The 22,655-nt window shown below is 47.6% G+C and carries 22 protein-coding genes and 1 other RNA gene; 4 read left to right on the forward strand and 19 right to left on the reverse strand.

Annotated elements, in window-relative coordinates; translation table 11 throughout:
- The first annotated feature begins 303 nt into the window (after positions 1–303).
- A complete protein-coding gene (locus VP97_RS05475) occupies positions 304–786 on the forward strand; it encodes a DUF2975 domain-containing protein (RefSeq protein WP_050180684.1) in 483 nt (160 codons plus the stop codon).
- 10 nt (positions 787–796) lie between these two features.
- Positions 797–1,012 carry a helix-turn-helix domain-containing protein gene (locus VP97_RS05480; RefSeq protein WP_050180685.1) on the forward strand — a complete coding sequence of 72 codons (216 nt, stop codon included), beginning with the start codon at positions 797–799 and terminating at the stop codon, positions 1,010–1,012.
- Positions 1,013–1,292: 280 nt separating this feature from the next.
- Here the strand turns inward: VP97_RS05480 and VP97_RS05485 are convergent, their stop codons facing one another.
- The 9 genes from VP97_RS05485 to VP97_RS05520 form a co-directional block, all read right to left on the reverse strand.
- A complete protein-coding gene (locus VP97_RS05485) occupies positions 1,293–2,441 on the reverse strand; it encodes a THUMP domain-containing class I SAM-dependent RNA methyltransferase (RefSeq protein WP_050180686.1) in 1,149 nt (382 codons plus the stop codon).
- 27 nt (positions 2,442–2,468) lie between these two features.
- Positions 2,469–4,142 (reverse strand): putative bifunctional diguanylate cyclase/phosphodiesterase, encoded by a 1,674-nt coding sequence (locus VP97_RS05490; protein ID WP_050180687.1) that lies wholly within the window; start codon positions 4,140–4,142, stop codon positions 2,469–2,471.
- 90 nt (positions 4,143–4,232) lie between these two features.
- An RNA gene (gene rnpB, locus VP97_RS23205) (RNase P RNA component class B) lies at positions 4,233–4,623 on the reverse strand.
- 54 nt (positions 4,624–4,677) lie between these two features.
- The gene (gpsB, locus tag VP97_RS05495) at positions 4,678–5,007 is read right to left on the reverse strand and encodes a cell division regulator GpsB (protein WP_050180987.1); all 330 of its coding nucleotides are present in this window, start codon (positions 5,005–5,007) and stop codon (positions 4,678–4,680) included.
- 298 nt (positions 5,008–5,305) lie between these two features.
- Complete coding sequence (locus VP97_RS05500) at positions 5,306–6,523, reverse strand: ribonuclease H-like domain-containing protein (protein WP_050180688.1); 1,218 nt, start codon at positions 6,521–6,523, stop codon at positions 5,306–5,308.
- Between the two features lie 12 nt (positions 6,524–6,535).
- Positions 6,536–8,773 carry a DEAD/DEAH box helicase gene (locus tag VP97_RS05505; protein WP_050180689.1) on the reverse strand — a complete coding sequence of 746 codons (2,238 nt, stop codon included), beginning with the start codon at positions 8,771–8,773 and terminating at the stop codon, positions 6,536–6,538.
- A 120-nt stretch (positions 8,774–8,893) separates the two neighbouring features.
- The gene (locus VP97_RS05510; RefSeq protein ID WP_050180690.1) at positions 8,894–9,244 is read right to left on the reverse strand and encodes a DUF1798 family protein; all 351 of its coding nucleotides are present in this window, start codon (positions 9,242–9,244) and stop codon (positions 8,894–8,896) included.
- 17 nt (positions 9,245–9,261) lie between these two features.
- Positions 9,262–9,489 (reverse strand): hypothetical protein, encoded by a 228-nt coding sequence (locus VP97_RS05515; protein WP_050180691.1) that lies wholly within the window; start codon positions 9,487–9,489, stop codon positions 9,262–9,264.
- Positions 9,490–9,601: 112 nt separating this feature from the next.
- Positions 9,602–10,081, reverse strand: coding sequence for an STAS domain-containing protein (locus VP97_RS05520; protein WP_050180692.1), 480 nt, complete (start codon positions 10,079–10,081; stop codon positions 9,602–9,604).
- A 173-nt stretch (positions 10,082–10,254) separates the two neighbouring features.
- Between VP97_RS05520 and recU the strand changes: the two genes are divergently transcribed.
- Positions 10,255–10,860, forward strand: coding sequence for a Holliday junction resolvase RecU (gene recU / locus VP97_RS05525; RefSeq protein ID WP_050180693.1), 606 nt, complete (start codon positions 10,255–10,257; stop codon positions 10,858–10,860).
- Between the two features lie 25 nt (positions 10,861–10,885).
- Entirely contained in the window at positions 10,886–13,669 is a 2,784-nt protein-coding gene (locus VP97_RS05530) for a transglycosylase domain-containing protein (protein ID WP_082220267.1), read from the forward strand.
- Between the two features lie 28 nt (positions 13,670–13,697).
- On the opposite strand, the gene VP97_RS05535 is transcribed toward VP97_RS05530, so the two are convergent.
- The 10 genes from VP97_RS05535 to panB form a co-directional block, all read right to left on the reverse strand.
- On the reverse strand, positions 13,698–14,162 hold the full coding sequence (locus tag VP97_RS05535) for a YpoC family protein (RefSeq protein ID WP_050180695.1): 465 nt from the start codon (positions 14,160–14,162) through the stop codon (positions 13,698–13,700).
- On the reverse strand, positions 14,159–14,818 hold the full coding sequence (gene nth, locus VP97_RS05540; protein WP_050180696.1) for an endonuclease III: 660 nt from the start codon (positions 14,816–14,818) through the stop codon (positions 14,159–14,161). Before nth ends, VP97_RS05535 begins: the two co-directional genes overlap by 4 nt.
- An 11-nt stretch (positions 14,819–14,829) precedes the next feature.
- Positions 14,830–15,516, reverse strand: coding sequence for a DnaD domain-containing protein (locus VP97_RS05545; RefSeq protein WP_050180697.1), 687 nt, complete (start codon positions 15,514–15,516; stop codon positions 14,830–14,832).
- Positions 15,517–15,611: 95 nt separating this feature from the next.
- Positions 15,612–16,805 (reverse strand): pyridoxal phosphate-dependent aminotransferase, encoded by a 1,194-nt coding sequence (locus VP97_RS05550; RefSeq protein ID WP_050180698.1) that lies wholly within the window; start codon positions 16,803–16,805, stop codon positions 15,612–15,614.
- 19 nt (positions 16,806–16,824) lie between these two features.
- A complete protein-coding gene (locus VP97_RS05555) occupies positions 16,825–17,313 on the reverse strand; it encodes a cell wall elongation regulator TseB-like domain-containing protein (RefSeq protein ID WP_050180699.1) in 489 nt (162 codons plus the stop codon).
- A 16-nt stretch (positions 17,314–17,329) separates the two neighbouring features.
- On the reverse strand, positions 17,330–17,500 hold the full coding sequence (locus VP97_RS23210) for a YpmA family protein (RefSeq protein WP_082091560.1): 171 nt from the start codon (positions 17,498–17,500) through the stop codon (positions 17,330–17,332).
- 51 nt (positions 17,501–17,551) lie between these two features.
- Positions 17,552–20,356 carry an ATP-dependent DNA helicase DinG gene (dinG, locus tag VP97_RS05560; protein WP_050180700.1) on the reverse strand — a complete coding sequence of 935 codons (2,805 nt, stop codon included), beginning with the start codon at positions 20,354–20,356 and terminating at the stop codon, positions 17,552–17,554.
- 182 nt (positions 20,357–20,538) lie between these two features.
- Positions 20,539–20,922, reverse strand: coding sequence for an aspartate 1-decarboxylase (panD, locus tag VP97_RS05565; protein ID WP_050180701.1), 384 nt, complete (start codon positions 20,920–20,922; stop codon positions 20,539–20,541).
- Entirely contained in the window at positions 20,907–21,779 is an 873-nt protein-coding gene (gene panC, locus VP97_RS05570) for a pantoate--beta-alanine ligase (protein WP_050180702.1), read from the reverse strand. The genes panD and panC overlap by 16 nt, the downstream gene beginning before the upstream one ends.
- Complete coding sequence (gene panB, locus VP97_RS05575; protein WP_050180703.1) at positions 21,776–22,615, reverse strand: 3-methyl-2-oxobutanoate hydroxymethyltransferase; 840 nt, start codon at positions 22,613–22,615, stop codon at positions 21,776–21,778. The genes panC and panB overlap by 4 nt, the downstream gene beginning before the upstream one ends.
- Positions 22,616–22,655: the final 40 nt, after the last annotated feature.

Consider the following 22,655-nt stretch of genomic DNA (forward strand, 5'->3'; position numbering starts at 1 on the left):
TTCGCCCTAACCAAAACAACAGTCCGAATTTTAGGAACAGTATGAAAAGACGAACAACGGATGATAACGACCTGTTCTCCATACAAGTCACTGATAATAATCGGGCAGGTTCGTCCAGCAAGTGATAAATTGAATGAGGAACATTAGAGAGCGTTTCTTTGTAACAAGAAATGATTTTTATCTTTTTTAATGAAGAAGATACCCTAAAGCAACCATAATATAATAAAAATCAATAATTTTTTATTGAAAAACGATAAATAACATGATAAATTCAAATTACTAATAAATAAGTGAGGTGCTTTTATGAAACAAGTGTCAACGCTCTTTTTAAAGATCGCTGTTATTTTAATGGGCGTTCCTATTCTTGCGCTGTGTATCTTTGTGGTGCCTGAGATTGCGGAGTTTGCAGCAGAACTGTATCCAGAGATGGCCTATATCAAATATCTTGTTTTTATCGATTTGTATGCAGCGGCAATTCCTTTTTATTTTGCTCTGTACCAGGCTTTTACGCTTTTGCACTACATCGACAAAAACAAAGCGTTCTCGGAATTGTCTGTAAAAGCTTTAAAGAAAATCAAATATTGTGCAATCGCAATCAGTACCGTATATGTGGCAGGCATGCCGCTCTTTTATCTTATGGCAGAGAGAGACGACGCCCCGGGTATCATTTTAATTGGGCTGGTCATCATCTTTGCCTCCATGGTAATTGCTGTCTTTGCGGCTGTTCTGCAAAAGCTTTTGCAGGAAGCCATCGATATAAAATCAGAAAATGACTCCATCATCTGAGGTGAAAACAATGGCAATAATCATTAATATTGACGTGATGCTGGCTAAAAGGAAAATGAGCGTAACAGAACTTTCAGAGAGGGTTGGCATCACAATGGCTAACCTTTCGATATTGAAAAATGGAAAAGCAAAAGCCATTCGGTTTTCAACGTTAGAGGCCATTTGCAAAGCGTTAGAATGCCAGCCCGGGGATATTTTAGAGTACAGAATGGAAGAAGATAATTAAAATAGAAACAATGAATATGAGACGTTCTTATTTATAGGGGCTGTCCTGTCATTCAATCCTAAAATGAAAAATGACGGATAGATCACGTATTTTCGTGGTCACGATTGTTCATTTAACAAATGTCCTATTCGACAGGAGGCATTATGGTGCCAACGGAGGCTTTAACGGAAACGGAAAAGGAACTTCCGCAAGCAGGAGGTTCCTTGTTTTTATACATACATATCAACACAGCCCGGTACAAAAAAAGTCTTTGACAGGAAACTGCCAAAGACGTCAGAGCTTATTTATTTTCGCCGTTCTCGCGGCGCGGCGGGCGCTTGCCCCAGTACTGATAATAGTCACAGCGGATAAATCCGTTAAATAATTTCCGTTTTTTCGTCGCCGGGCGGCCATATACTTCTTCAAAGCCTTCATGCGACGTTAACAGATAAATAGACCACGTATCAAGCGACTTAAAGGCATGGCCTAAATCGGCATACAGCTTTTCCACGCCCGGACGGTCACTCAGACGCTCCCCGTATGGTGGGTTGCCGACGATTACACCATATTCCTTATCGGTTTGGAACTTTGTTGAATCCTCTGTACGGAATCGAATTAAATCCCCTAGGCCTGCTTCGAACGCATTTGCCTGGGCGATTCCTGCCATTTTCGGATCAACATCCAGCCCTTCAATATCAAGCGGCTGATCGTAATTCGCTTTGTCCTCCGCTTCTGTTCGCACGTCATCCCATACCTGTCCGCCGATCCAGTCCCAGCCCTCTGAAATAAATTCACGGTTAAAGCCCGGCGCAATATTTTGACCGATCAGCGCCGCCTCTATTGGAATCGTACCAGAACCGCTGAATGGATCGACAAACGGTTTATCCGGATACCAGTTGGTTAATTTGACAAGAGCCGCAGCCAGCGTTTCTTTTAAAGGCGCTTCCCCCTGCCCTGTGCGGTAGCCGCGTTTGTGCAGTCCGGCTCCGCTTGCATCGATTGTCAGCGTCACTTTGTCTTTTAAAAGCGCCACCTCCAGCGGAAAACGCGCGCCTGTTTCAGCCAGCCATGTTTCCACATGATACGCTGATTTCAACCTTTCCACAATGGCTTTTTTTACAATAGCCTGGCAGTCGGAAATGCTGAACAGGGTGGATTTAACCGATTTACCCTGGACGGGGAAAGACGCGTCTTTTGGCAGGTAGTCCTCCCAGCGAAGTGCTTTTGTTTTTTCAAACAGCTCATCAAACGTTTTCGCATAAAATTCAGCTACTACCACTTTGACACGATCAGCTGTGCGCAGCCACATATTGCAGCGGGCAATCGCGGTCGCATCCCCTTCAAAATACACTTTTCCATTTTCTGTTCGCGGCTCATATCCGAGGTCTTTTACTTCTTTTGCTACGATGGCTTCTAACCCCATTGCAGCGGTTGCAATTAATGTATACATAACATCCTCTTTTCGTATTGGTTCATTTTAATGGGCTGTTAAATAAGAAATCAGTTCGGCGAGCGGCAGCGGCTTTGCATAAAAATAGCCCTGCACCACGTCGCACGCTTCCTCCCGCAGCAGCCCGAGCTGGTACTCGTTCTCGACTCCTTCCGCTACGACCTTTAAGCGAAGGCGGTGTGCCATCGTAATAATGGCTTCTACGATAGAAGCGTCCCCTTCCTCTTTATCCATCTGCTGAACAAAGCTTCGATCAATCTTCAGCTGGTCAATCGGAAACCGGTGCAAGTAACTGAGCGAGGAATATCCTGTTCCAAAATCATCAATGGACAGCGTAAAGCCAAGCTCTTTTAGTTTTGCCAGCCGTTCAATCGAGGCATGGGCATCCGGCATGACCGTACTTTCCGTTAATTCAAGATCAATACGCCCGGGCGGAATATTTTCTTCATATAAAACAGCCTGGACGGTTTCGACAAATCCATCCTGTAAAAACTGCAGTGCTGAAATATTAACAGCGGCAGAAAGATTGGTGAAGCCGTGCTGGCTCAATGTATGTAAATCACGGCACACCTGCCTTAATACCCAATTTCCAATAGGAATAATCAATCCGGTTTCTTCTGCAAGCGGAATAAAAACGTTCGGCGATACGTGCCCGTAATGCTTATTATGCCACCGGAGCAGTGCTTCTACACCAGCCGGCTTCCCCGTGGCGGCATCCACCTGGGGCTGATAGTATACCATCAGTTCACCTCGCTCGATTGCACGGCGCAGCTCCATTTCCAGGGGAAACGCTTCTTTTGTTTCTACGCTCATTTCTTCATGGTAAACGGAAAAACGGTTTCGGCCTGTTTGTTTAGAATGATACATCGCTTTGTCTGCATGGCTCAGCAATGCTTCGGCATCTTCGCCGTCTTCCGGCAAAAAGCTGATCCCGATGCTCGTTGATATGTAAATGTCCTGCCCGGCCACCCAAAAAGGAGCTGCAAGGGCAGAAATAACCGTTTCTGCCAGTCGAAACGCTTCACGCGGGTGTCGAATATGAGTAAGGGTGATGGAAAATTCGTCCCCGCCCAGCCGCGAGATCAAATCTTTATTGCCGATAAGCCGCTTCAGCCGCCTGGTCACCTCAACGAGCAAATTGTCACCTGCTTGATGGCCAAATGTGTCGTTAATTTGCTTGAATCGGTCAATGTCTAACACAAGCACCGCCGCTCTTTGATCGTATTGAAGAGATGTTTCAATCACATCTGTCATACGGGCCTGGTACGCATGCCGATTGGCGACGCCGGTTAACGAATCGTGGTGCACAAGTCTTTTTACTTCCGCTTCCGCCGACCGTTGTTCAGATATATCGGTAAAAACCCCAATATATTGTTCCACTTTTTGGCCGCTTCCGTAAACTGACAAAATGGTCAGCCATTCCGGATACAGCTCCCCATTCTGGCGGCGGTTCCATATTTCACCGCTCCACTGGCCTTTTTCTTCAATCGTACGCCACATTTTCTTGTAAAAAGCTGTATCATGCAGCCCGGACTGCAAAAAGCTTGGCTTTTTTCCAATTACATCTACCGCTCTGTAGCCGGTAACCATCTGAAAAGCCGGATTCACGTAAAAAATAACGCCGCTTTGATCCGTGACCATGACGCCTTCACGAATATGATTTACAATCACTTCATTAATCTGCTTCACATTATTTTCCATAAAAAAGGAGTCAGCTCCCCGCTAAATAGAACAAAAGCTCCCCTGTAAAGGAGAGCTGTGTTAATTACATTTAATGAACCCTGAATAACGTTCTGTAAGCCATGTTTTGTTCCATTGTACTGCAAACGGCCAGGGTATGGCCTCGTACTCCGGTGGCAATCATCTATCTGCGAAGTATCTTTATACTTCACCTTTCCATTCGTTCGTTTCCGTCCGGAAAGTGCCCCTACCAAAATTTGGGTTGCTCACTCACGGGGTTTACCTCGTTCCACCTCTGCCATTTCTGGCAAAGCTACGTCACTGTGGCACTTTCAAGGTATTCACACCATATCCGAAGACGTAGGTGTTTTCCCTGCCGTCAGCAATAAATTGCTGCCCTGGCTTATGGTTTCGCCAGGCGTGATCACTACAGGCATCACAGCACTGTGTGAGCATGGACTTTCCTCTGCGAACAAAAAATTCGCAGCGATTACCCAAACGTTATTCAATTCCGTTACTTATTATAAAAGAAGCCGCGAGATTTCGCAATGGAAATTTATTCATTATGGAGACGGTCGCCAAAAACGTGGCGCTCCAAATTCGACAGCCGCTTTAAAATGTCGAAATTGGTCGAACCAGGAGCCGGCTGCTGCTGGCGAATCGGCGCTTCCGGAACGGGCTTCCGGGCTGCAATCGTGCTGTTTTCTTTTTTCAAGCGCAGGTTTTCCTGCTGCAGCTCTTCAATTGCCTGTTGAAATACATCATAGTCTTTTATAACAAGATCTAAAAATTGATCCACCTCATCCGGGCTATATCCCCGCATAGATGTTTTAAACTCTTTTTCAAGAATATCTTTTCCTGTTAGTTTAAGTTTATCCGACAACATGCCTTGCACCACCTTCATCAAGTCCTCCCTGTTTTCATTAATTGTTTCAAAAACAGGGTCATTTGTCAATTGGGAAGCAGGCACCGGGCAGGGTTTTTGTTTTTTATAACAACGCGTAAAAGCTATCTTTTAAGTTTGTTAATACGAATGCAGTTAAGCCGACAAAGACGAAAAATAAAACTAAAATCGCACGATACAACCTGTCATTCACCCCATATTTATAGTTTCTCTAAAACAACCATTTTTCATTTTACGTTGTTTTCAAAAAAGTTACAACTATATGACAGCTGTTTTCGCGTTATTTTGACAATTTTTTTTGAAGCCGCTGCCAGCGGTGTGTCAGAGCGGCTTTTGCTGCCGTATTTGTTTGATGCTGCAGGGCCCATTCGGTTTCCCTTACCGCCAATGGAATGTCCTTCCACTTATGCTCGTACAGCTTGGCGAGTTCAACCGCCGCTTCGACAGAATGCTTTCCTTCTCCCTCGCGCACCCGTACAAATAAGGGCACCGCCTCTTGAAAGAACTGCTCCCGTTTCAGCTGCATGGCAAGGCGAAATGCCGCATCAAGCGCTACTTCATCACTGCTGCTTCCTAAAGCGGCTTGAAACGATTCTTTGGCTGCAGCTCTGTTGCCTGACGCTTCAAACCACTTTCCTACTTCTAACGTTGTCTGGTCATCGCTTCCCCCTTTATCATCAAGCACAAGACGGCTGATATGCGTATATAGAGTAATCAAGCTTAATATGTCACGCTCGTTGTGTGTCATTACCTGCAGCACCCCTTCAGGATCGCCCCGTTCCACAAAATCAAAGTAAATAATCGGAGCCAGGTGGCCGGGAACATCATTGATCCGCTGAAGTCCAAGGTGCTCTTTTTCTACGTTGACAAGCTTAACCGATTCCATTGTATGCTTAAAAAGCCGGCGGGATGCATGATACAGATCAAAATGGCCAAAAGCCGGCAGTGCCGGCACCCGCTCGCGCACAAAGGTGTGGCGGGACTTTACCTGCGGCCAGTCAAATGACTTACCGTTATACGTGACAAGCGTTGTGTAGTCTGTCTCCTGTAAAAATTTCGCATACAGTGCCGCTTCATTGCCTGGAGACGGTAGAAAAAACTGTTTGACGGTTACCCCGTCCTCTTGAATGCGTGCGGTTCCAAGCAGAAAAATTACACTTCCAGAGCCGCTCAGTCCCGTCGTTTCAATATCAAAAAAGTATAAGTCAGATGGCTGAAATCCTTTGGCTGACAATGGATGATGTCCATCAAAAAAAGCCCATTGCTGCATCGTTTTTCTGGCCTCCCTGAATGTGTAAAGACCATGGGAGGTATCGAGCGGATAATGGGTTTCGCGGGTGATGCAGTATTCACCCTCAAACTCGAACAGTTCCGCCCCTGCTGCCCTCCATGCTTCCCAGTGGCGAATCTTCTTTGGCGCCTCCACTTTTGCTGCAGCCGGCTTTTCCTCGCGCACAATATGCTTTTTTTGCCGCTGCAGCTTTTTCATTAAACTCATGTTTCGCCCTCCTTAAAACCGGCCGAGCAATTCGATGCTTTTTTGCTTTACGTTCATTCCATCAAATCCCATGCCGACACAGGATGGACAGCCATTTTCACACGGACATCTGCGGATTAAATCAACGGCTGCGTCCTTTACGCTGTCAAAGCGCTTGTATACATCTTCGGCAAGACCAATGCCGCCCGGATAATGGTCATATAAAAATATAGTCGGCAGCCCGGTGTGCGCTGCTTTTATTTGGGAAACAACATGAATGTCGCTTCGATCACACATCGTATGAATCGGCACAACATGATGAAGAACGTTCGCGATGCCCATCAAAAGATGCTCCAGCGACTTTTCCGGTTCTTCTATTTTTAATTCCAGCCAGACCGCGCTCGTATGAATTTCTTCTTCCGGCAGTGTGATCGGCCCGGAGCCAATGTTTTCAAAGGTCGTCATTTTAATTTTTTTAAAGATCGTTGGCAAAATATTGACCGTTACATCTCCGTAATGCACAGCAGACAGCGGCTGGTCCTTTGTCCTGTCCGTTTCCAGCACCTTTAGCTGAACCGCCAAATTAGCGTCTGTATAATATTCAACATCCACCTGGCGGACGTACGCTTTTTTATGCTCCCAATCGAGCTTTTCCACTTGAAACTGGACACCTTCATGCAAGTATATGGCCTCATCATGCAAAAGCGTCATGGCACTCAGACGGTCCATTTCTCCAATAATCTTCACATTGGCTGTTTCTGTTTGGTCGACAATGACGACATTTTCCTGTGTGGCCGAGCGAAGGCTGATATTGGAAGCAGGAAATGATTCATGTGACCAGTGATATTTGCCGCCATTGTAATGAAGAACACGCTCTTCCTGCAAGTACTCCAGAATTTCACCTACATCCATTGGGCCAAAGAGCTCATCCTCCCGAAATGGCAGCTCGTAGGCGGCACATTTTAAATGATCCACTAAGATAATTAAGTTTTCAGCGTTAATACGGGCTGATTCCGGATTTCGCTGGAAAAAGTAGTCTGGATTTTGTACAACATACTGGTCAATCGGTGTAGAGCCTGCGACCATAATAATGACCGCTTCCCCGTGGCGTCGCCCGGCCCGGCCCGCCTGCTGCCAGGTGCTTGCGACGCTGCCGGGATAGCCGGTCATCACACATACCTGCAGCTGGCCGATATCAACGCCAAGCTCAAGGGCATTTGTACTGACCACTCCTAAAATGTCACCGTTTCTGAGCCCCTGCTCGATCGCACGCCGCTCTTTCGGCAGGTAACCGCCCCGGTAGCCGCGAATTGTTTTCGGGCCAATGTCCCGTTTAACGAGTTCTTGAATATGGCTAAGGATCACTTCAACCCGTACCCGGCTTCTGGCAAAAACAATTGTTTGAATATTGTTTTTCAAGAATTCCCGCGCCAGCCGGTTTACTTCAACCGTGGCACTGCGGCGAATATTTAGCGGTTCATTGACGACCGGCGGATTATAAAAAACAAAATGCTTCCGTCCTCGCGGTGCACCGTTGTTATCGATGAGGCGCATCGGTCGCCCTGTCAAAGCCTCCGCCAGCTCCCTCGGGTTGGCGATCGTGGCTGATGTACAAATAAATTGCGGGCTGCTTCCATAAAAAGCACAAATGCGGAGCAGGCGGCGAATCACATTGGCTACATGGCTCCCGAATACGCCCCGGTACGTATGCAGCTCGTCGATCACAATATATTGTAAGTTCTCAAACAAGCTGACCCATTTCGTATGGTTCGGCAAAATAGCAGAATGCAGCATATCCGGATTAGTCATGACAATATGGCCTGCCTGCCGGACTTTTTGCCGAATTGCCGGTGATGTATCTCCATCATACGTAAAGCTTTTGATGTCAGCGCCCATCTCGGCGATGATTTCATTTAATTCGCTTTTCTGGTCCTGTGCCAGTGCTTTTGTTGGAAACAAATAAAGCGCCCGGCTTGTGTGGTCTTCGGCGATTTTTTGCAGAACCGGCAAATTGTAGCAAAGTGTTTTACCCGATGCCGTCGGCGTTACGGCCACAATATTTTCTCCCTTTTGTACAGCTTCAAGTGCGGAGTATTGATGCGTATATAGTTCCCGGACACGGCGCGCCGCAAGCGCCTCTCGCAGTCGTTTATCCAGAAAGTCCGGCATTGGCCTCGTTTTGGCTTCGACTGGCTCCAGCTCATGCCAGTGAATCACATTTTCATCCTGCCGCAGCTCTTCAATAATCTCTACAAGTGTTTTTTTCCACATTGAAATGCTGGCACCTCTTTTCCTGCTGCTTTCGACCCTAAAGATCGTGTGGTTTCCTTCTATCTTATCGAACAAACGATCTTTTTAAAAGCAAAAAAAAAGAACGCTTGAATGCGCCCTCTATCTCTTTATATTATTCTCAAGCGATTCAAGCACATACAGAGCTGAATCGGCTGATTGAATAAATTTCGCCCTTCCTGTTTCGAAAAAATGGGCGTGGGCACCAACCCGCCGCGCATTGTCAGCCGCCTGTTCAATCTGGGCTGCATGCACATATTTTTGCGGATGCTCTTTTAAGTACAAGAGCGCTGCTTGCTCCCAGGCATCCGCTGCAGCATCTACCTCGTCTGCAAATGGCTTAACCGTTTTGAAAAAATCAGCTCGTTCTCCCGACTCACGGCCTGCTTCAAAAATCGCTTTCGCCTGTTTTATTAAATTACGCAGCTTTGCTGTTTGATCACTTAATGACACATTTTACCCTCATTTCATTAGATGGAGCCGGCTGCAGGCTTAAGCGGCACGACTACATCATCACACAAAAAGCGTGCGCCCTCTTCCACAAGGAGCAGACGGTTATGAACCCGCTCCGCGTGGATACGAAAGCTGGCAATTTTGCGGCTTCGCTCGTCTGCCACCCTCATTTTCAATCGCTGCTCAAGCTCCATTGTATCTTTTTCCAACTCGGCCAATTGTTCCATCCACTCTTGCTTTGTCATTTCCGTCACCCCTTTGCTTTGTTGACTAGTACAATTCGCCGACGAAAGAAGATATCCTTCCTGCTTGACAAAACTAGTGAACAGCTGGCAAAGAAAGTGACGATCCGACAATTTATGCAAAAGACATGCCTTTTTTCTTCATTAAAAACTGAAGAGCCTGCCGGAACGTTAAAAAGGTGTTTAAATCTGGCCGAATACGTATACCGCTTCGCATCAGCTCCTGCGTAAATTCTGGTGTAAAGCCAACAAAAAACGTGTCTGCCCCCATTAAGTTTAGGGAATCAACGAGCTGGTCGATCAGTTGTCCAAGCAATTCCGTTTCTTCCATTTTATTTCTTGAAATGGCAGTAAAGTCAATGATAACCGTTTCTACTCCATTCTTATAACATGCGTCCATGAGCGCTGAAACAATTCCCTCAAACCGTTCCTGTGACATTTTCCCTGTCAGCGGCACCAGGATTGTTTCGGGGATAATAGACGGAATAATCGGAGCCGACACATCCTTCACTAACTGTTTGTATTCGGCCAGCTCTTCCTTTAAAGCGCGAATTTCTTCCCGCAGCGCCTCGACGTCTTCTGAGTCTTTTTTCATCTTGCATCACCTGCTTTTATCAACATCTTATCTTTTTAATATACTAGCCGAATTAATGTCTTTTTTCAATGTTCCGGCTTTTGAAAAAGGCCCAAAGCAATATGTCTTTTCAAACAGGCGATTTGTTCGCTCATGTGGTATGATATTGTTTGGATTCAAGAGGAGGGAATGAGATGGCGATCCGCTATCCGAATGGAAAAGAATATACGCAGTCCGCTCAGACGCCCAAAGCGAAACAGCCGAAAAAGAATCCTGTTTTTTCAAATCGCGGTATGACGCTTGAAGACGACATTAACGAAACGAATGCGTATTATTTAAGCCACAATATGGCGGTCATTCACAAAAAACCTGTTCCCGTTCAAATTGTACGGGTCGACTATCCGGCTAGAAGTGCCGCCGTAATCAAGGAAGCGTATTTCAGGCAGGCATCTACGACGGATTACAATGGTGTTTACAAAGGAAAGTATATTGATTTTGAGGCAAAAGAAACGAACAATCAAACGTCGTTTCCGCTCAAAAACTTTCACGCCCACCAAATCGCTCACATGAAGCAAGTGGACGAGCATGGCGGCATCGCTTTTGTGATTATCCGATTTTCTAAAACGGACGAGCTTTTTTTCCTGCCGTTTCAAGCATTGCATGCTTTCTGGGAACGTATGCATAACGGTGGACGAAAATCGATTACAAAAGCAGAGCTCAGCAGCTGCAGCTTGGCGCTGAATCTGGGCTTTTCCCCGCGCATTCCATTTTTGGATGCCGTGGAAGATGTATACTTTTAATTTTGAAAGTGAGGAAAAAAGACACATGTCTGGCGAATACAAATCAAGAACAGAAAAGCGGAACCAGCAAAAGAAAAAGCCGGCCCGCGCACAAAGGAAAGCAAAACCAGCCAAATCACCGGGAAGTAAAAAGCGTTCGATTGTCAAACGAGTTTTTCTTGGCTTGCTTGTAGCAGCTTTACTCGTTTTCCTCGGCGGTGCAGGGCTGTTTGCTTATTATGTAAAAGACACACCGGAAATTGATGAATCGCTTCTAAAAGATCCGATCTCGTCCAAGATTAATGATGATGGCGGCAATGTGCTGACGAACGTCGGTGCAGAACGCCGTGAGTATGTAAAGTACGATGATATTCCTGCCCTGATGCGTGATGCTGTCATTGCAACCGAGGACAGCCGCTTTTTTGACCACCACGGCATTGATCCACTTCGTCTTGCAGGCGCAGCTGTGAAAAACGTAACAGACGGCTTTGGTTCCCAGGGGGCAAGTACCATTACCCAGCAGGTTGTGAAGATGTCCTTTTTATCAGCGGATAAAACGTTAAAACGGAAAGCACAGGAAGCATATCTTGCTTATGAATTAGAGCAGCAATATTCGAAAGAAGAAATTTTCGAAATGTATGTAAACAAAGTGTATATGTCCGGAACTCCCGCCATTATGGGGATTAAAGCAGCAGCAGACTACTACTTTGGCAAAGAATTAGATGAGCTTACGCTTGCTGAAGCAGCTTATATTGCGGGAATGCCGCAAAGCCCGAATAACTATAACGCCTTCGAACACCCGGATAGAGGCGAAAAGCGGAAAGACGTCGTTCTCTCCTTGATGCACCAGCACGATAAAATTACTGAATCCGAAATGAAAGAAGCCCAGTCACAAAACATTGCTGATTCTCTTGTGGATGAGCCGGTAAGTAAATCCGGTGTTGACCCGGAATATGATGCATTTGTGGACCAGGTAATCGAAGAAGTAGAAGATATGGGCTACAACGCCTACACAGACGGCTTAACGATTGAAACTACACTTGATAAAGATGCCCAGGATTACATGTATGAGCTGTTAAACAGCGATAAGTACATTGATTATCCAAGCGAATTGTTCCAGGCGGGGATTGTGCTCGCCGATACACAAACAGGCGAAATTCGGGCCATTGGGGGCGGACGCAACCAGGAAGTGGCCCGCGGCTTTAATTACGCAACAGACAACCGGACACAGCCAGGCTCTGTGATCAAGCCTGTGTTGGATTATGGACCAGCGATTGAATATTTAAAATGGTCAACCTATGAGCAGGTGGAAGACAGCCCGCTTCAATATACAAGCGGCGGCTCCGTTGGAAATGCCGGCGGCTCTTATGCCGGCATGATGTCGATGCGTGATGCACTGGCCCGCTCTAAAAACACGCCGGCAGTCCGGACATTCCAGGAAGTCGGTTTTGATGATGCTTATGAATTTGCCGGCAAGCTTGGCATTAACTTAGAAAACGAGTTTGAATCCTATGCCATCGGCGGAATGGACGGTGAAGAAGGCATTTCACCGCTGCAAATGGCAGGTGCCTATGCAGCATTCGGTAACGGCGGTATCTATAACAAGCCTCATACAGTAAAGCAAATTACACTGGCAGACGGCACAGTCGTGAAAAATGACATCCAATCGGAACCAGCGATGAGCGATTATACAGCTTACATGATTACCGATATGTTAAAAAGTGTTGTGGATTACGGAACGGGAACAGCCGCGAATATCCCTTCACTTCACATGGCTGGTAAAACCGGAACAACCAACTATACGCAGGATGAACGCGAAAAGTACGATATCCCAACGAGCGCTTCTCCTGATTCATGGTTTGTTGGTTACACAACAAAGTACACTGCTTCAGTTTGGACAGGTTATGAAAAACGTAACGAGTATTTGTCCAAAGAAAGCCAGCAGATTGCCAAGCAGTTATTTAAAGAATTGATGACAGAAGTATCGGAGGGTGTCGATACACCAGATTTTGAAAAGCCGGACAGCGTTATTGAGCTTCCAATTGTGAAAGGTTCAAATCCGGCCGTTGTAGCTGGAAGCGGCGCTTCAGACAGCGGTGTAACCTATGAATTGTTCGTCCGTGGCGAGCAGCCGAAGAGATCGACTCCGAAGAAAGAAGAAAAAGAAGAAGAGGAAGAAGATACAGAAGAGCAAGAACAACAAGAAGAAGAAACATCAGGCGGCGAAGTCACTGGCTTGTCTGCATCAGCAGACGCGAGCGGCAACATGTCCGTGTCCTGGTCATACAGCGGCGAAGGCAGTCCATCCTTTAGCGTATCAAATGGCCTGGAAACACAGTCAATCGGCGGCTTCTCAACCGTCTTTGGCGGCGGACAGGCCGGGCAAACATATTCGATCACAGTAACAGCGATTGTAGATGGACAAAGTGTTGATTCTGCTTCTACATCTGTGACCATCCCGGGCGGTGAACCAGCTGAGCCTGAGCCAACAGATCCTGAACCGACAGATCCTGAGCCGACAGATCCTGAACCGGCGGATCCAGCTCCGGCGGACCCGGCTCCGGCAGATCCGGCACCAGCAGATCCAGCTCCGGCGGACCCGGCACCAGCAGATCCGGCACCAGCAGATCCAGCTCCGGCGGACCCGGCTCCGGCAGATCCGGCACCAGCTAATCCACAGCCAAGTACGCCTTCTAACGGCAACAATGGTAATGGTAATGCGAATGGAAACGGGAATGCAAATGGGAACGCCAGCGGTAATGCGGGCGGAAACGGCGCAGCACAGGGCAACGGTTCAGCCGAACCAGCACCTGACGTTCAAGCTCAATAAAACAAAAAATCCCCGATGAGTATGGTACTCATCGGGGATTTTTTATTGCATAAACCGCGGCTGCTTTTTTCAGCTCTGTCATCAGTTCAATCAGCTGGCGGTAAGCCATATACGTATAAGGACGGTTATCGATATAAGAAAACCGCTCTTCAAAATTGATCGGCTTCACCGCAAAATCGGCTTGTTTTTCCCGCCATAGAACAGGTGACGACGGCTGTCCGTTTACCCAGAACAGAGCCATAAAAAACATGGCTAACAGCGCATCCACTTCTTCCTTCACATCTTTGCTCCGCATACGCTGTTTTTCATCGAGCGCCTGCTCCATCTTTGCCCAATCAGACTCAAGCAGCCCAAGGCCGCTTTTTTCACTCTCCCATGGCTTTTCACCGCTTAGTTCATGTTTAAAGTATGGATACACACAAACCGATTCCGGTATTTCGCCTTCTGTATCATTTGAAAAATACCGCATTTCTGCTGGAATGGGCACAGTCATACACGGACACCTCCCAGTTTCATGCGTTTTTTTCCTTCGCGGCATAAATCAAGCAGCGGGCATTCCGGGCAGCGCGGCGCCTGCGCTTTACAGTGATACCGGCCAAAAAAAATCATCCGGTGATGCGTATCCGACCACTCTTCCATTGGAATTTTGCGCATAAGTGTATTTTCCACTTCTGTTACATTGTCCTTCCAGCGACAAAAGCCGAGCCGTTTTGATACCCGTTCAACGTGTGTATCAACTGCAATAGCCGGAACACCAAAAGCAACCGAAGCGACGACGTTAGCTGTTTTACGACCGACACCAGGCAGCTTTACAAGCTCATCTTGTGTATCAGGGACGATCCCGGCAAAGTCCTCCAGCAGCATCCGCGACATTTTTTGGATGTTTTTCGCTTTGTTCCGGTACAGCCCGATCGAGCGGATATCCTGCTCGAGCTCCTCAAGTGGCACCGCCAGATAGTCCTCCGGCGTTTTATATTTCTCGAACAGCCCTTTTGTCACTTTGTTGACGAGAGCGTCTGTGCATTGGGCCGACAGCGCAACCGCTACGACGAGTTCAAACGGATTGTCGTGATTTAATTCGCAGTGTGCCCCCGGAAACATCTCCGCAAATGTATCCAGGCAGCGTCGAATTTGTGTCCTGTTCAGCATATACCTTCTCCTTACTGCTCCAGCCAGTTGTAAAATGGGACGGCATGCTCAGAACGCGATACCTGCTCCGTTCCAGTCGGTTTACGGAACTTTTTCCCCTGTTCCCGTGCCTGCTCCACTGTTTTAATGCCCTGTTTTTTCCATTCAAATAAAATGCGGTCAATATAGCGGAAGTTTAATTTCATTGACAGAACGGCTTCACGCAGCGCCGCTTTGATCAGGGGTGGTTCATGGCCGTCCTGGTCAATCCAGAGCGCCAGTGTTTCACATTCAATCGATGAAAGCGGGCGTCCGAATTCTTCTTCAAACAAACTATACAAATCTTTTTCCTCTACCATCGCCTGCTGCACGGACTGGCCTCTTGCCTCTGATTCAAAAAGCGACGCAAGCTTTTGCCATAAAGGCTCTAAAGAATAAAACTCGTAGCCGGTCTGGCTTCCCTGCTCAATCGCAATCACTTGTTTTTGCATCAGCTTTTTCACACAGCCTGCACAGTCAGATGACGACATCGACATGCGGTTCGACAGCTCTTCAAAGCTCGGGAATGTTATGCCTTTTTGTGCATACGCATAAATGTGCAAAAGCACCATCATTTCCTGTTCATTTAAGGAAAGCCGCTTGTAGTTTTCCAGCAGGACATTCGGGATACTTGTTGCGCCCTGCTCCATCCAGCGGATCATCATTTCTTTTTCTTTCATGTTCATTCCACCTCGACCCTTCGCAATGCTTCATATTATACTAGGACACGGAAAAAAAGAAAAGCCGCCCGAATGGACCGCTTTTCTAATCGATATTACCCTTTTTGGTTTGTTTTAACATAATCGGCAATGCGCCCAACCGCTTTTTCAAGCAGCTCAAGCGATGTCGCGTAGGAAAGACGGATATTGGCCGGTGTACCAAAGCCGCTGCCCGGCACGACCGCCACGTTTGCTTCTTCCAAGAGCGCCGTCACAAAATCGTCTACATTGGCATGTCCAGTCAGGGCTGCTGCTTCCGTAACATTCGGATACAGGTAAAAAGCACCCTGTGGCTTCAAGCAGGTAACCCCTGGAATTTCGTTTAATTTCGCATGAATAATGTTCAAGCGTTCTTCAAATGCTTTTTTCATTACTTCTACCGGCTCCTGTGTGCCTGTATAAGCAGCAATTGCGCCGTATTGAGCCGTTGATGTCGGGTTGGATGTTGAATGGCTTGCAAGGTCTGTCATCGCTTTGATCACCTGTGCATTACCAGCCGCATACCCGATGCGCCAGCCTGTCATCGAATGAGACTTGGATACCCCATTGATGATAATGGTCTGCTCTTTTAATTCCGGAGACAGTTCGGCAATGGATACATGCTTGTTGTCGCCGTACACAAGCTTTTCATAGATTTCATCGGAAACGATCCAGATGTTATGGCGAATGGCAACTTCTCCTAAAGCTTTGAGCTCATCAGCAGAGTACAGCATGCCGGTCGGGTTAGACGGAGAGTTGATAATCACCGCTTTTGTTTTGCTTGTAATAGAGCCCTCAAGCTGCTCCGGCGTAATTTTAAAATCGTTTGATTCTTTTCCGTCTACATAAACCGGAACGCCGTCTGCAAGCTTGACCTGCTCCGGATAGCTTACCCAGTAAGGCGTTGGGATGATGACTTCATCGCCTTCGTTTAAAATCACTTGAAATAAATTGTACAGGGCATGCTTCGCACCTGTTGTGACAATAATTTCGTTTGCTTTATATGTAATGCCCTGATCCTGCTTGAATTTATCAATTATGGCATTTTTAAGGTCCGCTAAACCGCCAGCCGGTGTGTACTTTGTCTGGCCGTCTTTCAACGATTCATAGGCCGCTTCAATAATATGATCCGGTGTATTAAAATCCGGCTCCCCTGCTCCAAGGCCGATCACATCTTTGCCCTGTGCCTTCAATTCTTTTGCTTTTGCTGTAATGGCCAAAGTCGTTGATGGGGTTAGTGCTTTTACACGTTCTGCTAATTGTACGTCCATGAATCAATTCTCCATTCTGTTAAATGTTTTCAACCTTTTTCCACCATGTGCCGTCTGTAAAAGACAAATAGTAATAATTCATCAGGCCATTTTTGTTTTCAAACGTAAACAGCCACACAGGGGTTTTGCCTTCCAAACCAAGCGTCAATGATAAAATGTCGGCATCGCCCGCTTCCTCTCTGAAGAGAGCGCGTGCTTCCTCCTCCGTTACGCTGCCTTTGAGCGGCCGGATGATCGGATCGGATTTGCCGTTTTGCTCAAGCCAAACCGCTACGTCCTTTCCACCTTCATCCTTCCCTGTTCCCGTATAATACGCTTTTGTGCCGTTATACACGTACACATCATCGATTTGCGAAAGAGACGCTTTTTCCAGAAGCTGTCCGACAGCGGTCTCTTTTGCTTTTTCATACGGTTTTTGTGCATTATTATACAGTATTATCATCGTTATCGCAACGATCAGCACAGGAATTCCGATTATTAATAACCATTTTCTAAAATTTGTTCGCATATTCACCACATCTTCATTACGTTCGGTAAATTGTAAAAACCGCTTTTGTTTGATCGTCTGCATCCAGTGCAAGGCCAAACATTAAGTTTTCCCGCTTCAGCGTCCGATTCAACGTATCAACAAGCTTATACAAATCACCGTTATTTTCTACTTTCACGGTGGAAAGCACTTCGATTTTTGACTCCATTACAATCCCTCCTGGCTCAAATTATAGCAGGAATGGCCAGCCGCCACACAGCTATTTCCCTTCCGGCAGCCACTTTTCGATCAGCTCCATTGTCCCGGCAATATCAAGCTCCTTTGCCGGGACATCTGGAATTGATTCGAGAAACGCTTTGCCGTACCGGCTTGACAGGACACGCCGGTCAAACAGAACCGCTACTCCCCGGTCTGATTCCGTTCGAATCAGCCTTCCAAAGCCCTGGCGAAAGCGAATAATGGCCTGGGGAAGTGAATAAGCAGAAAATGCATTTTTCCCTTCCCGCTTCAGCTGCTCATTTTTCGCCGCGACAAACGGGTCGTCCGGCGGAGCAAACGGAAGGCGGACAATAAACAGGACAGATAAATCTTCGCCTGGAATGTCGATGCCTTCCCATAAAGCACCCGTCCCAAGCAGGATGGCTTTGTCGTACTGACGGAAATTTTTCGCCAGGCGGGCCACACTGCCGCCTGTAATGCCCTGAGCAAGGATGGCGTATTCTTCCAGCAGCTCTGTTTCCCGAATGAAATCATGTGTTTTCTTTAAAATATCAAACGACGTAAACAGGACTAGCATGCGCCCCCCGGCTGTTTCAGCGGCTGCAATAATATAATCGGCCACCGCCTGGGCATATGTTTCCTGATCGGTTTCTTTTACATCCGGCACATCATTGGGAATGACAATCCGGCAGTGGCCCGCATAATCAAACGGTGACGGAATTACATGTTCATGGTATAAGAAACCTTCCAGCCCCATTTCTCGGGCAAAAAACTGAAACGACTGCTCGACTGTTAACGTGGCGGACGTAAACAGCACATGATGCCGCTCAAGCAAATACGACTTGATCAGTGCGCCTGGCTGAACAGGCTGTGTCCGTACCGTCAGCGTATTGGCCAGTGAGCGTACATCTCCCTCGATCCAGAGCACCTCTTCTTCATCCGGGCGAAACACCAGTTCAAACAGCTGCCTGTTCCAGTTTCGGCACCGCTCTAAAAATAAAAGAGCATCATCTACATATAATTCGTCCCGGGCAGACAGCTGCTTACGTATCCCTTCAACCGGAACCACCTTTTCTTCCACTGCTTCTGTCAGTCGAGATATCTTGTTGTACAGGCGTTCAGCACCGTACTCAATTTGCTGCCAGCCGGCCGTGTGCCGGCTTTCTTCGGTGATGGCGTACTGGCGCTTCGCATGGTTTATACGGGATGTCTGCCGCTCAAAAAAAGCACCTACAACACCGAGCCATTCCTCCGCCTCTGTTAAAACGGCAGACACAGCCGTCATTATTTTTTCAGACGAACGCTCCGTCAGGCGTTTGGACTCGATCCGGTTCAAATGATATAACAGCCGCCGGTCTTCTGTTGAGCCAAGTTTTCCTATGACAAATTTTAATTCTGCCACGGAAAGCTCCTGGCCAAGCCGCTCTCTGGCCGCTCGTTCAAACCGGTGGGCCTCATCAATAAGGATAAAGCTTCCCGGCAGCAACAAAGGCTTTGCCGCTTTCATGTCGGCAATTAAAAAAGAATGGTTGGTCACAATAATATCCGCACTGGCTGCTACTTCTTTTGCATAGCGGGCAAAATCGTGCTTACGCCACGCCTGCTTTGCTTTATTCATATAATCATCTGCCTGGCAGACTTCCCTCCAAAACAGGGCCCCGCCCGAGGATAAATTCAGTTCGTCTCCGTCGCCGGTTTCTGTTTCAAGCAGCCAGACAAGCATTTGCATTTTCGTCACGATCCGGTCATAATTCCGCTCTTTTTCACGCAGTGACCGAACAAAGCGCGACAAGTCCAAATAATGACGCTTCCCTTTTAAAACGGCCGCTTTGATTGGAAAAGGCAGCAGAATGTCAAGCTTTGCCAGCTCTCGCTCCAGCAGCTGGTGCTGCAAGAGAACCGTATACGTAGACACCACAACCGGCCGGCCGCTCCGCCGGCTTTCAAAAATAGCCGGCAGCAAATACGCCAGTGATTTACCCGTACCGGTCCCTGCTTCAATGACGGTGTGCTCTTTGCTTTCAAAAAAGCGCTGAACAGCATTCACCATGTTCATCTGTCCGGGACGCCTTTGCATATTCGGAGCGCCGGCAAGCAGCTCCCATTTTTCTTCCTCCGTTTTTGGAAACACGGTCGCTGGGTCTGCTTTACGCTTTTCCGGTTGTTTTTTCGTGCGCAGTGCCAGCCCCCGGTAAACGGTCCACTCGTCTGACAGCTCTTCTACACGCTGTTTTTTTTGCAGAGCGATGCGGGACAGCAGCAAATGCACATCGCTTTTCAGTCCCGTTGACAGCTTTAACAGCTGCTCAATGGTCACAAGCGGCATTTCCTCCAGCCGGTCTACAAGCTGAATAAACAACTCTGCCGTCGCACGGGCATCACTGTCCGCTCTGTGCTTTTGTCCGTGACTCAGCCGAAATTGATCAGATAAGTCACCGAGCTTGTAGCTGTCGGAAGCAGGCAGAACAATTTTAGCAAGCTCTACTGTATCAATAAAAGAACCGGTAAAAGGCGGATAACCGGCCGCCTCCAGTTCGCTGTTTAAAAAAGGCAGGTCAAAAAAAACGTTATGGGCAACAAAAACGGAATCGGACAGCCATTCCTGGAATCGCTCCGCTTCCTCCCGGAAAAAAGGAGCCTGCCGGACGGTTTCTTCGTCGATGGCAGTCAGCTCCTGAATAAAAGGAGGAATCGGCATTTCCGGATTTAAATATGTACTAAATTGGCTTTCAATCCGGCCGTTTTCAATGGCAACAAAAGCAGCCTGCATAATGCGGCCGCCGCTCGCGTAAGAATGGCCTGTTGTTTCAAAATCTGCCACGTTAAATCGTATATCCTTGATCACGGCAAACACACCTTTAAGTAAATTCTTTATCAGTGTACCATAAGAAGGGCAAATGGTGCCTGCTTATCGGCGTCAATCAAAAGAAAAGCACGAACAAAATATTTTTTCTTTGCCTGCGATGCTTCAACACATAAAAAAGGACCGCTGTTTGGACAGCGGCCCTTAGGTGTAAGGTCATGCGTTTACATAATGGTAGCAGCCGGCTCCTGGTGAAGACGGTCGACGATGCGGTTTTCTGCATCCATAATAAGCACTTTCGGCTTGTGCTCTTTTACTTTTTCCTCTGCGACTAATACGTATGAGATAATAATAACCGTGTCGCCCGGCTGAACAAGCCGTGCCGCTGCACCGTTCAAACAGACAACACCGCTGCCGCGCTCGCCTGGAATCGTATACGTTTCTAGACGGGCACCGTTATTGTTGTTGACAATCTGTACTTTTTCATTGGCCATGATGCCGGCCGCATCAAGCAGGTCTTCATCAATGGTAATGCTGCCGACATAATTTAAATTAGCTTCGGTCACCGTTGCACGGTGGATTTTCCCGTTCATCATTGTGCGGTACATGAGGCACTTCCTTTCATCGATAAAATCACATTATCAATCAGCCGCGCCTGCTTGTATTGCACAGCGGCAGCCGCAATAACTGTTGCGTCCACTTCTTCGACCGGCTCAAGGGCAGGATACGATAAAATCTCCAGGTAGTCGATCGAAGCCCCCGCCTGCTCTTCCAGAACAAGGCGTGCTTTTTCTTTTAAGGATGCAACGTTCGTTTCTCCTGCTTCAACGCTCCGCTGAATGAGCCCAAGCGCTTGATAGATTGCCGGTGCTTTTTCCCGTTCCTCCGGCAGCAAATATACGTTTCGCGAACTTTTTGCAAGCCCGTCCGGCTCTCTAACGGTGTTCACACCAATAATCTCAATCGGTACATTCAGCGCATCCACAAGCCCGTGAATCACAGCGAGCTGCTGGGCATCTTTTTTTCCAAAATAGGCCCGGTCTGCTTCGGTTAAATGAAACAGCTTCATTACTACCGTCGCCACTCCATCAAAATGCCCCTCGCGTGAAAGGCCGCACAGCGCGTTTGTCCGCTTTTGAACGGTCAGCGTCACAGCCGGCTCCTCCGGGTACATTTCTTCCACAGACGGCAAAAACAGGAGGTCTACGCCTGCTTCTCCGGCAAGCAATGTATCTCGTTCTTCATCTCTTGGGTAGCGCTCAAAATCTTCATTCGGTCCGAACTGAAGCGGATTAACGAAAATAGACATAACCACACAGTCGTTTTCACGGCGCGCCTGCCGGGCAAGTGTCAGGTGCCCTTCATGTAAAAAGCCCATTGTTGGCACAAAGCCGATCGACTGCCCGGCCGTTTGAGCGGCACGGATTTCTTGTTTTAACGCGGAGATGGTTCGGACGATTTTCATGAATGCACGCCTCCATACAAACGATCAAGCTCTTCCTCTTTCATCGTGAATGTATGCTCTTTTGCCGGGAATGCCCCTGCTTTTACATCTGCTGTGTAGGCAGATACCGCTTCTGTGCCGGCCTGGTCAAAATCCGCATAGCTTTTCACAAATTTGGCCGTGCGATCAACGCCATAACGCATGATGTCGTGGTAGACAAGCACTTGTCCGTCCACTTTGGCGCCTGCTCCAATACCGATAACCGGAATGTGAAGCGCTTTTGTAACAGACTGTGCAACCTGATGCGGCACGCACTCCAGCACAATCATAAACGCTCCCGCCTGCTCCATCGCTTTTGCATCAGTGAGCAGCTGCTGTGCTGCTTCTGCGGTTTTTCCCTGCACTTTGTAGCCGCCCAGCACGCCGACAGACTGCGGTGTCAGCCCGAGATGCGCACATACCGGCACACCGGCAGCCGTTAATTCACGGACGCGGTCAATGATTTCGCCAGCACCTTCAAGCTTAACCGCATCTGCTCCACCATTTTGCATAATGGCACGGGCAGTGTTCAAGGTTTGTTCCCTATTTACGTGATACGTCATAAACGGCATATCTGTTACCACAAACGTCTGACGGGCGCCCCGCTTGACCGCTTTTGTATGATGAACCATGTCTTCCGTTGTAACATAAACGGTAGAGTCGTACCCGAGCACCGTCATGCCGAGTGAATCACCAACCAAAATGATGTCCGCACCACCGGCTTCGGCCTGCTTGGCTGATGGGTAATCATAAGCCGTGATCATCGCAATTTTTTCCTGACTGGCTTTCATTTTACTAAAATCTGCTGTTCGTTTCACATTGCTTCCTCCTTTTGATCAGAGGAGACGAAACAATAAA

Origin of the sequence: Domibacillus robiginosus, assembly GCF_000966195.1 — a bacterium.
GTDB lineage: Bacteria > Bacillota > Bacilli > Bacillales > Domibacillaceae > Domibacillus > Domibacillus robiginosus.

Excerpts from the sequence above, each read along its gene's own strand:
- VP97_RS05475 (WP_050180684.1), top strand. The coding sequence starts at position 304 with ATGAAACAAGTGTCAACGCTCTTTTTAAAGATCGCTGTTATTTTAATG.
- VP97_RS05480 (WP_050180685.1), top strand. The coding sequence starts at position 797 with ATGGCAATAATCATTAATATTGACGTGATGCTGGCTAAAAGGAAAATG.
- VP97_RS05485 (WP_050180686.1), bottom strand. The coding sequence starts at position 2,441 with ATGTATACATTAATTGCAACCGCTGCAATGGGGTTAGAAGCCATCGTA.
- VP97_RS05490 (WP_050180687.1), bottom strand. The coding sequence starts at position 4,142 with ATGGAAAATAATGTGAAGCAGATTAATGAAGTGATTGTAAATCATATT.
- gpsB (WP_050180987.1), bottom strand. The coding sequence starts at position 5,007 with ATGTTGTCGGATAAACTTAAACTAACAGGAAAAGATATTCTTGAAAAA.
- VP97_RS05500 (WP_050180688.1), bottom strand. The coding sequence starts at position 6,523 with ATGAGTTTAATGAAAAAGCTGCAGCGGCAAAAAAAGCATATTGTGCGC.
- VP97_RS05505 (WP_050180689.1), bottom strand. The coding sequence starts at position 8,773 with ATGTGGAAAAAAACACTTGTAGAGATTATTGAAGAGCTGCGGCAGGAT.
- VP97_RS05515 (WP_050180691.1), bottom strand. The coding sequence starts at position 9,489 with ATGACAAAGCAAGAGTGGATGGAACAATTGGCCGAGTTGGAAAAAGAT.
- VP97_RS05520 (WP_050180692.1), bottom strand. The coding sequence starts at position 10,081 with ATGAAAAAAGACTCAGAAGACGTCGAGGCGCTGCGGGAAGAAATTCGC.
- recU (WP_050180693.1), top strand. The coding sequence starts at position 10,255 with ATGGCGATCCGCTATCCGAATGGAAAAGAATATACGCAGTCCGCTCAG.
- VP97_RS05530 (WP_082220267.1), top strand. The coding sequence starts at position 10,886 with ATGTCTGGCGAATACAAATCAAGAACAGAAAAGCGGAACCAGCAAAAG.
- VP97_RS05535 (WP_050180695.1), bottom strand. The coding sequence starts at position 14,162 with ATGACTGTGCCCATTCCAGCAGAAATGCGGTATTTTTCAAATGATACA.
- nth (WP_050180696.1), bottom strand. The coding sequence starts at position 14,818 with ATGCTGAACAGGACACAAATTCGACGCTGCCTGGATACATTTGCGGAG.
- VP97_RS05545 (WP_050180697.1), bottom strand. The coding sequence starts at position 15,516 with ATGAAAGAAAAAGAAATGATGATCCGCTGGATGGAGCAGGGCGCAACA.
- VP97_RS05550 (WP_050180698.1), bottom strand. The coding sequence starts at position 16,805 with ATGGACGTACAATTAGCAGAACGTGTAAAAGCACTAACCCCATCAACG.
- VP97_RS05555 (WP_050180699.1), bottom strand. The coding sequence starts at position 17,313 with ATGCGAACAAATTTTAGAAAATGGTTATTAATAATCGGAATTCCTGTG.
- VP97_RS23210 (WP_082091560.1), bottom strand. The coding sequence starts at position 17,500 with ATGGAGTCAAAAATCGAAGTGCTTTCCACCGTGAAAGTAGAAAATAAC.
- panD (WP_050180701.1), bottom strand. The coding sequence starts at position 20,922 with ATGTACCGCACAATGATGAACGGGAAAATCCACCGTGCAACGGTGACC.
- panC (WP_050180702.1), bottom strand. The coding sequence starts at position 21,779 with ATGAAAATCGTCCGAACCATCTCCGCGTTAAAACAAGAAATCCGTGCC.